Below are 6,000 nucleotides of genomic sequence, written 5' to 3' on the forward strand. Positions count from 1 at the left end.
GCACGCAGGGTGGTCGAGTGGGAACTCGCCAGGCAGACTGGTGAGGCCATGTCACCCTTCACGCCCACCCTCCGTCTCCACGACCGCTACGTCCTGCACGAGCGGATCGGTCTCGGCGGCATGTCCGAGGTGTGGCGTGCCGACGACGAGGTGCTCGGCCGGCCGGTGGCGATCAAGGTGCTCGCCGGGCAGCTCGCCGCCGACCCGCACCTGCGGGCCACCATCCGACGCGAGGCCCGCGCGGCCGCCCGGCTGACCCACCCACACGTGACCCAGGTGTACGACTACGCCGAGGCGACCCTGGCCGACGGCGCCGTCGTGCCGTACCTGGTGATGGAGCTGGTCGACGGGCACAATCTGGCCGATCGGCTGCGCGGCGGCCCGCTGCCCTGGCCCGAGGCGGTCCGGGTGGCCGGGCAGATCGCCGCCGCGCTGGCCGCCGCGCACCGCATCGGCGTGGTGCACCGCGACGTGAAACCGGGCAACGTCATGCTCACCGACACCGGCGCCAAGGTGCTCGACTTCGGCATCGCCGCGCTCGGCGGGCTCGACAGCCAGTCCGGCGAACCGCTCATGGGCACACCCGCCTACTTCGCCCCGGAACGCCTCGCCGCCGGCCCACCCGACCCGGCCAGCGACGTGTACGCCCTCGGCGCGCTGCTCTACCGCACCCTCACCGGGCAGGCCCCGCTGCCCGTGCAGAGCTGGGAAGACGCCCTTGAGGTGCACCGGCGGGGCACACCGGTGCCGCCGCTGCGGGTGGCCGGCCTGCCCGCCGACATCGCCGAGCTGACCCTCGCCTGCCTGGCCGCCGACCCGGCCCGCCGGCCGACGGCAGCGCGTCTGGCCATGCGGTTCGGTGCCGGTCAGCCGGTCGAGCCGCCCACCGAGCTGCTGCGCATCCTGCCGAGCGCCCATCCGCCCACCCTGATCGACCGCGCCGCCGTCCGCCCCCACCCCGTACCGGTGGATGCCGCGCCGCGCCGCCGGTCACGTCGATCGGCCGTCGTGCTGGTCGCGGCCGGCCTCGCGGCCGTCGTGGGCCTCGGCGCGCTGCTCGCCCAGAATCTCGACGCTCCCGAGCGCCCCGCGCAGGTCGCCGGCCCGTCGCCGACCACCACTCCGGCGCCCACGCCCAGCACCCAGTCGCCGACGCCGGCGGCACCGTCCACACCCCCGGCCGCCAGCAGCGCCGCGCCCTCGGCCGTGGGCCAGCAGGTGCCGGTCAGCCTGCGACAGGTCACCGACGAGTTCACCGCCGTGCTCGCCGCGGCCCAGGCCCGCGGCGAGATCGACCGCAAAACCGCCGAGGACCTGCGCGACGACCTCGCCGACCTCAACCGCCGGTCCCGCGACCGCGCCAAGCGGGTCGCCGACCTGCGTGACCACATCGCCGAGCTGGTCGACCGGGACCGGCTCCCCGCGCGGACCGGCGCCCACCTCGACGAACTACTCGATCAGGCCAGCATCTTCTCCACCGGCCGTACGGACGACTGATCCATCCGCCGGTCTCACTGGCATGATGGGCCGATGCGGACACGGTTGATCTTCGTGCGTCATGGCGAGTCGGTCCACCAGATCGACGGGATCGTGGGCGGCCCGCACGGATGCCGGGGCCTGACGGCGTTCGGCCACGACCAGGCACACCGGCTCGCCAGACGGCTCGCCGAGGACCACGCCACCGACCGGCCGGTGGCGGTCTACTCGTCCGTGCTGCGCCGCACCGTCGAAACCGCGCAACCGATCGCTGCGGCGTTCGGCCTCCGCCCGGTGGCCGACTGCGGTCTGTGCACCTGGCACACGCCCCCGTACGCCGACGGGCTGCCCGTCGCCCGCTTCCGGACCGAACACGCCGCGGTGGGCGGAGGGCTGTTCCGGCCGTTCGAGAACGGCAACGAGAGCTGGGCCGAGCTGGTGGCCCGCGTCGGCCGCGCGATCATGGAGATCGCCCACCGGCACCAGGGCTCCACCGTGCTGCTGATCGGTCACACCGCGACGGTCGAGGTCGCCTTCCACGCGCTCGCCGCCCAACCGCTGCATCGGGGGTTCGACCTGGTCATCCCCCCGGCCTCGATCACCGAATGGACCACCGACCACGACACCGGCACCTGGCCGCCGGCCCGCTGGACCCTGCGCCGCTTCGGCGACACCAGCGGATGGCCTAGAGCGTGATCCAGTAACGGCGGGTCGGGCCGAGCGTGGTGTCCCGGATGTCCTCCAGGACGCCACCGTGGTGCTCGATCGTCCTCGCCGACGCGACATTGTCGGCCGCGCAGGCGATCAGCACCCGCTGCAGGCCGAGCGACCGCGCCGCGTCGAGCATCCGGCCCAGCGCCCAGGTCGCCAACCCGCGGCGGCGCGCGGACGGCCGGATGCCGTAGCCGATGTGCCCGGCGACCCGCAGCAGGACATCGTCGAGGTCGTGCCGCAGCGCGATCCCACCGAGCACCCGGCCGTCCTCGACGATCCAGCGGTACGTGCACCGCACCTGACCGCCGTCCAGCGGCATCGCCGGATCCGACTGGTCGTTGAGCCGGGTCACCCACGCCGCGAACCCGTCCGGCGAGCGCACCTCGTCGGACGGCCGCAGCCCGAAACCATCCTCGTGGACGCCCGGCCCCCACTCGTCGTGCGCCTCGAGCCAGGCGTCGTGCAGACGGACGGTGGGCGCGATCAACTCGGGCATGCGGCGATGATATTCGGCACTACTCGCTCAGGATCTGCTCGCGCAGGATCTCCGCGTGCCCACAGTGCTGAGCCAGCTCGCGCAACACGTGTAGGTAGACCCAGCGCAGCGGCAGCGGCCCACGCCGGTTGCCGCGGAGCACGTCGTCCAGGCCCAGCGACGCCGTCGCACGGCGGGACGCCTCGCACGCCTCGCGGTGTGCCCGCTGGATGGTGGCGATCGTGTCGCCGTCGTCGAGGATGAACGACTCGTCCGGCGTCGCGGGGATGCCGATCTCGGCGCGCGACCGGCAGGTGACCGCCTCGTCGAACCACACCTTCTCGACGAACGTCGCGTGCTTCACCAGGCCGAGCAGCGTGGTCCGCGATGGCACCAACGACCGGCGCGCCTGCTCCTCGGTCAGCCCGTCCAGGTAGTCGTCGAGCGCCCTGCGGTGCTCATCGATGAACGTCTCGAACTGCGTCCGAGCCGACTCACCGATGACATCGGCGGCGAAGGTCCCCGGGAAGGAAGTCATGGCCGAAGCATTCCAAGCTCGCCTGCCGGGAGCAACCACGGCACGCTCAACCGAAGGAGACGAGGGCGCCGCTCTCGTCGAAGACGGCCGTGCCCGCCCAGGCGATCTCCCACCGGTTGCCCTCCGGGTCGGCGATGTACGCCGAGCGCCCACCCCAGGACCGGTCGGTCGGCTCCGCCACCACCGTCGCCCCCACCGCGACGGCCGCCGCGAAGGCCACGTCGACGTCCGCACGACCGTCGACGTTGCACGCCAGCGTCACCCCGGACCAGCCGCCGGCCGGATCGGAAACACCGGGTGCCGCCTCGGCGGCCAGCTCCGGCAGCGGATAGAGGGCGAGCAGGACACCACCGAGCAGGAACGCCGACCAGCCGTCGTCAGCTGACGGCAGCTCCGGCCAGCCCAACGATCGGTAGAACGACCGCAGCAGGCCCATGTCGCGTGCGCCGACGGTGACCACCGACAGCCGAGCGGGAATCACAGCCATGCAGGGATTGTGGCCGCGCCGTACGACAGGCCGCGCCTCGACGGGCGGCGGTCAACCGGCGACATGCTCGGCGAGCACCGGTGCCAGCACCTCGTCGGACGCGCCGTGCCACTCACCGGGCAGGGTGCGGTGGCGCCCGTCGGGCAGTGCGTCGGCCGCTCAGTCGATGCTCACCCGGACCAACTCGCCCGGCGCCGTACCCGCCCGCGCGCGCACCTCGCCCTGTGGCGTCCAGACGCCGGAGCGCGCCGCCGCCTCGGTGAAGCCACCACCGGTCGACCCGGCGAAACTCGCCACCGCCACCCAGACCCGGTGCGTGACGGCGATCCGGTGTGCCCGCTGGTCCACCACGGCGGCGTCGCTCGCCAACTCCAGCACCCCCGCCGCGTACACGTCGATCCCCAACGCGGCCGTGCGCTGCGCGTGCGCGGCGACGCCGGTGTCCTTGCACACCGCCAGGCCAATCCGCCAACCGTCCACATCGAGCACACCCGGTGTGTCACCCGGAACGAACCGGCGGGGCTCCGCGCCACCCAGGCACATCTTCCGGTACGCCACCGTCACACCAGCGCCGGTCACCGCCAACACCGCGATGTGGTCACCGGCGACCGGCGCACCGGCCAACGCCAGCGTGCCCGTCTCGGCGCACGCCCCCACCAGCGGCGCCAACCGCGGGTCGTCGACCGGCACGACCGGGGCGTCCAACTCGTACCCCGTCAGCGACAGCTCCGGAAAGACCACCACCCGGGCGCGCGCCGCGCGGACCGCGGCAGCGTGCGCCCGCGCGTTCTCCGCGACATCCAGGGGTACGCACGGCGGCTGCGCCACCGCGAGCCGCAGTGGGGTACGACCGGTGGTGTGCACGTCCGACGACATTGGCTGACCGCCTCCCGGTTGGCTCTCAGGATCACTTCGTAGCGTTGGGGTCATGATTCGAACGTCCCACGCCGTGCTCGCCACCGGAACCCCCACCGCCGCGGCGGAACCTCCGCAGGGCGGCATCGTCGGTTACGTCAGTGACCTGGTGGAACGGCTCGGCGGGCCGGGCGCCGGCCTGGCGGTGGCCCTGGAGAACCTGTTCCCACCGATCCCCAGCGAGGTCATCCTGCCGCTGGCCGGGTTCGTGGCCGCACAGGGTCGGATCAGCCTGCTCGGCGCGATCTTCTGGACCACGCTGGGCTCGGTGGTGGGCGCGCTGGCGCTCTACCTGATCGGTGCCTCCCTGGGCCGCGACCGGATGCGCGCCATCGTGGCCCGGCTGCCGCTGGTCAAGCTCGCCGACGTGGACCGGACCGAGGCGTGGTTCCTGCGGCACGGCGTGAAGGCGGTCTTCTTCGGGCGGATGATCCCGATCTTCCGGAGCCTGATCTCCATCCCGGCCGGGGTGGAGCGGATGCCGGTCAGCACCTTCCTGCTCTACACCACGCTGGGCAGCCTGATCTGGAACACCACCTTCGTGCTCGCCGGCTACCTGTTGGGCGACAACTGGCATCTCGTCGAGGGTTACGTCGGCGCGCTGCAGAACGTGGTGATCGTGGTCTGCGGGGCGGCCGTCGCCTGGTTCGTCGGATCCCGCGTGCGACGAGCCCGCCGCGCCGCCGGCAACCCCGAGCCGACCGACCCCGAGCGGCGCTCGCTGCACGGGATCCCCGATCCGGGCGGCCGGGGCACGCTCTACCGCAGCGGCTCCTGGCCCGCCGATGAGAGCTAGACCCGCCCTTGTCGGATCCATCCTCAGCCCGACGTTGCGATCAACTCGGCATCAATGAAACTGGGGTGTCACCCCGTCCCGGATACCCCGTTTTCGCCGAAGCCGAGTGGATCACCCGGTGAGTGCCCGACGGGGGTCGTGGTCGGTCGCGTCGGGGTGGGTGGTTTGTCCGGTGGTGGGGGTTGTGGGCTGTGACCGGCCGCACTCGGGCGGTGGAATGGTGGCTGGCTGGGGGTCGTTACACACCCTGACGATCGCAGGACCACCGCCGGTGAGGCTCGACCCCGATACGGGGTGGGAATGCCCGGCCCGGTCCGGTCGTTGCAGACCCGGCCAGCGACCAGGCGCCGCCGTGATGCGGGCGCCGATGGATGGGCCACCCCCGGAATGACCCCGGCCCGCCGGTCGTTACACCCGGTCCCGGCGCCCCGAGCCCCCGCTCGGTAGGCCGCCGACACCGGCGCCACGAGCCCCCGGGCTCGCAGGCCCCCAAACTTTCCCCCTTGTTTGTGCAGCGCCGGACGAGGTGCTCACACCCTGCCCGCCGTTTTCCCCCTTGGCGGTGTGGGTGTTCCTACCCCCGAAGGAGCTACCCCCAT

At 72.8% G+C, this 6,000-nt stretch carries 7 protein-coding genes; 3 read left to right on the top strand and 4 right to left on the bottom strand.

The genetic code is table 11. The features are described 5' to 3' along the window. The first annotated feature begins 48 nt into the window (after positions 1–48). Both AB0H52_RS06925 and AB0H52_RS06930 read left to right on the top strand, forming a co-directional pair. Entirely contained in the window at positions 49–1,497 is a 1,449-nt protein-coding gene (locus tag AB0H52_RS06925) for a serine/threonine-protein kinase (protein WP_357945747.1), read from the top strand. A 33-nt stretch (positions 1,498–1,530) separates the two neighbouring features. Further along, a complete protein-coding gene (locus AB0H52_RS06930) occupies positions 1,531–2,172 on the top strand; it encodes a histidine phosphatase family protein (protein ID WP_151488481.1) in 642 nt (213 codons plus the stop codon). On the opposite strand, the gene AB0H52_RS06935 is transcribed toward AB0H52_RS06930, so the two are convergent. The 4 genes from AB0H52_RS06935 to AB0H52_RS06950 form a co-directional block, all read right to left on the bottom strand. Further along, positions 2,162–2,686, bottom strand: a complete 525-nt coding sequence (locus AB0H52_RS06935) for a GNAT family N-acetyltransferase (RefSeq protein WP_151488482.1) — start codon at positions 2,684–2,686, stop codon at positions 2,162–2,164. The genes AB0H52_RS06930 and AB0H52_RS06935 overlap by 11 nt on opposite strands. 19 nt (positions 2,687–2,705) lie before the next feature. Beyond that, positions 2,706–3,203: a DinB family protein gene (locus AB0H52_RS06940; protein ID WP_151488483.1), complete on the bottom strand. Its 498-nt coding sequence runs from the start codon at positions 3,201–3,203 to the stop codon at positions 2,706–2,708. Between the two features lie 46 nt (positions 3,204–3,249). Beyond that, complete coding sequence (locus AB0H52_RS06945; protein ID WP_151488484.1) at positions 3,250–3,690, bottom strand: VOC family protein; 441 nt, start codon at positions 3,688–3,690, stop codon at positions 3,250–3,252. A 159-nt stretch (positions 3,691–3,849) separates the two neighbouring features. Next, positions 3,850–4,566 carry a carbon-nitrogen hydrolase family protein gene (locus AB0H52_RS06950; protein ID WP_151488485.1) on the bottom strand — a complete coding sequence of 239 codons (717 nt, stop codon included), beginning with the start codon at positions 4,564–4,566 and terminating at the stop codon, positions 3,850–3,852. Between the two features lie 52 nt (positions 4,567–4,618). On the opposite strand from AB0H52_RS06950, the gene AB0H52_RS06955 reads away from it, so the two are divergent. Then, on the top strand, positions 4,619–5,401 hold the full coding sequence (locus AB0H52_RS06955) for a DedA family protein (protein WP_151488486.1): 783 nt from the start codon (positions 4,619–4,621) through the stop codon (positions 5,399–5,401). Positions 5,402–6,000 lie beyond the last annotated feature (599 nt).

Origin of the sequence: Micromonospora sp. NPDC050695 (assembly GCF_040654415.1) — a bacterium.
Classification (GTDB): domain Bacteria; phylum Actinomycetota; class Actinomycetes; order Mycobacteriales; family Micromonosporaceae; genus Micromonospora.

Coding starts and splice junctions, on each gene's coding strand:
- AB0H52_RS06925 (WP_357945747.1), top strand. CDS start 49: ATGTCACCCTTCACGCCCACCCTCCGTCTCCACGACCGCTACGTCCTG.
- AB0H52_RS06930 (WP_151488481.1), top strand. CDS start 1,531: ATGCGGACACGGTTGATCTTCGTGCGTCATGGCGAGTCGGTCCACCAG.
- AB0H52_RS06935 (WP_151488482.1), bottom strand. CDS start 2,686: ATGCCCGAGTTGATCGCGCCCACCGTCCGTCTGCACGACGCCTGGCTC.
- AB0H52_RS06940 (WP_151488483.1), bottom strand. CDS start 3,203: ATGACTTCCTTCCCGGGGACCTTCGCCGCCGATGTCATCGGTGAGTCG.
- AB0H52_RS06945 (WP_151488484.1), bottom strand. CDS start 3,690: ATGGCTGTGATTCCCGCTCGGCTGTCGGTGGTCACCGTCGGCGCACGC.
- AB0H52_RS06950 (WP_151488485.1), bottom strand. CDS start 4,566: ATGTCGTCGGACGTGCACACCACCGGTCGTACCCCACTGCGGCTCGCG.
- AB0H52_RS06955 (WP_151488486.1), top strand. CDS start 4,619: ATGATTCGAACGTCCCACGCCGTGCTCGCCACCGGAACCCCCACCGCC.